Origin of the sequence: Corynebacterium sp. KPL2680 (assembly GCF_040225675.1) — a bacterium.
GTDB classification, from domain to species: Bacteria; Actinomycetota; Actinomycetes; order Mycobacteriales; family Mycobacteriaceae; genus Corynebacterium; species Corynebacterium rhinophilum.
This window is the reverse complement of the sequence record NZ_JBEHFM010000050.1, coordinates 1-1,869: the sequence shown is the minus strand read 5'-3', so window position 1 is coordinate 1,869 and position 1,869 is coordinate 1. Positions and strand designations below refer to the sequence as shown.

The window sequence follows — 1,869 nt, the reverse complement described above, 5'->3', positions numbered from 1 at the left end:
CAAAATGGTAATAAGAAAGCCGCTGCTTAACCCCTAAGCAGCTTAACAACGTGTCCACGATTTGCGGGCAACCCCACTAGCCGGAAGATTCTCTTTGAGTATTATCTAAACAATACAGCGACATCCGTATGGCAACATTCCAATCACGCTACCGCCAATCCCTTAGTGCTTAGTTCAGGGATAATTTATTGGAAACCAACCCGTTGTGGAATTGCAGTCTGCATAATAGCGCCAGTCACAATCGAAGCAATACCAAAGTCGGCATAGATACCACCAGGTGCAACGCCACCAAGAACCCCTGCAGTAGCTAGGATTTTGGAAACTACTGGTTCGGGAACCCAAATTCCACCGATTGCAATACCGTTACCCATACGGTTGATCGTCGTTTTGGACATCAGCAGCCTTACAGTAGTGCCATGGAATTCAATTCCATTCCGGCCTTCTTGAAAGTATGGATCAATGTCATCGTTATCAGAGCTCGAGATCTTCGGTCCCTTTTCCCAGAACGTTACCGAGTCTCCCGCTACCTTCATCTCGAGGTTGCTATCAGCCTTGGCCTCATTGATTTTTTCGTTCTGAGCCTTTACCTCATTTTCAATTTCCTGCAGATCTTTTTGGGAGAAAGCGCTTTCCGCCTCGCTATCAACCGAGAATTGATCTCCTCGTAGGGAAACATAGGAATCTGCATTTTCGAGCAATACTGAGGACACAGAAGACGGAGACTCATTATTCTGAGACGATGCATCGGGGCCAGTCACAGTCTCGGCACCAGCATTAGCCGGAACAAAAACTGTTGCTGCGGTAATCAGCATCGCTAAAAGCGCAGATTTCTTGGGACGATACATACTCTTAAACCTTTCGAGAGGAGATGGATGAAAATCCGGACACCTCTAAGATCGCATGCAGTAGACAAATTTGAAAGCGAAAGAGGGAAAACGTAAACGAACGTATATCTTTTCCCAAAATCATTGTCAGAACGCTCAAAAATATATATTATTACGGCTTAATCTCGTAGGCAACAGCTGTCTGAATTCATAACTTATTTGACAGTCTGTTCCTGGGTAAGTGGTCGTGATGGTTGACAGGTCAGTCGCGACATAGTTGACGCTTAGGCTACCTGGCCGTGTTGAGTGATGTTTTACTCATCAGTCGCGACATGTTTGACACTATGAATAGCCCGAACCGCAACATGGCCATCGTCAACGCAGTCCGCAAACAAGGTCGCCGCCCCTCTAGAGTGGCTCAGCGTTTTGGTATCTCACGCCAGCGCGTCTATCAGATCCTCAACGTCTTTGATGCTGGTGGCGCCAACGCCATCGCGCCACGCTCTCGTGCCCCGCATGGGGTTGTCCGCAAATCGTGGACACGTAGTAGAGCTACCTAGTGGTTAGGCAGCGATTTCTTTTCTGCTGGTGGTTAGGCTGGTGTGGTTCTCGAAATCGACAGGGCTTACCATCCCGAGAGCGGAATGCCGACGCCGACGGTTGTAGACCACTACAATCCAGTAAGCCACAACCTGACGCGCAACATCGCGGGTTGGCCAGCGCTTCCGGTCGTAGAACTCGGTCTTAAGTGTCGACCAGAACGACTCAGCCAACGCATTATCGAAACACACCCCGGTACGCCCCACAGACTGAGCAACGCCCAGGTTGCGGCACACCTCCCAGAGCTGCTCACTGGTAAATTGTGTTCCCCGGTCAGCGTGAAACACCAGCCCGTCAGGAACGTCACCACGCAGCGTATGCGCCATCCGCAGTGCTCGTTCGACCAAACGTGTGTCTTGCACGCTATCCTGAGGTTACCCTCGTTTAGTGGACACCCTATTAGTACGGATCTTGTGTCCGTAGGAGAGGATGTTCATTGTGAGTT

The 1,869-nt window shown here is 49.8% G+C and carries 1 protein-coding gene and 2 pseudogenes; 1 reads left to right on the top strand and 2 read right to left on the bottom strand.

Going from position 1 to position 1,869, the window contains the following annotated elements:
- Positions 1-185: 185 nt before the first annotated feature.
- Positions 186-845, bottom strand: a complete 660-nt coding sequence (locus tag ABRP66_RS11550; protein ID WP_284769791.1) for a hypothetical protein — start codon at positions 843-845, stop codon at positions 186-188.
- A 323-nt stretch (positions 846-1,168) separates the two neighbouring features.
- Between ABRP66_RS11550 and ABRP66_RS11545 the strand changes: the two are divergent.
- Positions 1,169-1,342: pseudogene (locus ABRP66_RS11545) on the top strand (helix-turn-helix domain-containing protein); the annotation flags it as partial.
- Between the two features lie 90 nt (positions 1,343-1,432).
- On the opposite strand, the pseudogene ABRP66_RS11540 reads toward ABRP66_RS11545, so the two are convergent.
- A pseudogene (locus ABRP66_RS11540) lies at positions 1,433-1,792 on the bottom strand (integrase core domain-containing protein); the annotation flags it as partial.
- Positions 1,793-1,869 lie beyond the last annotated feature (77 nt).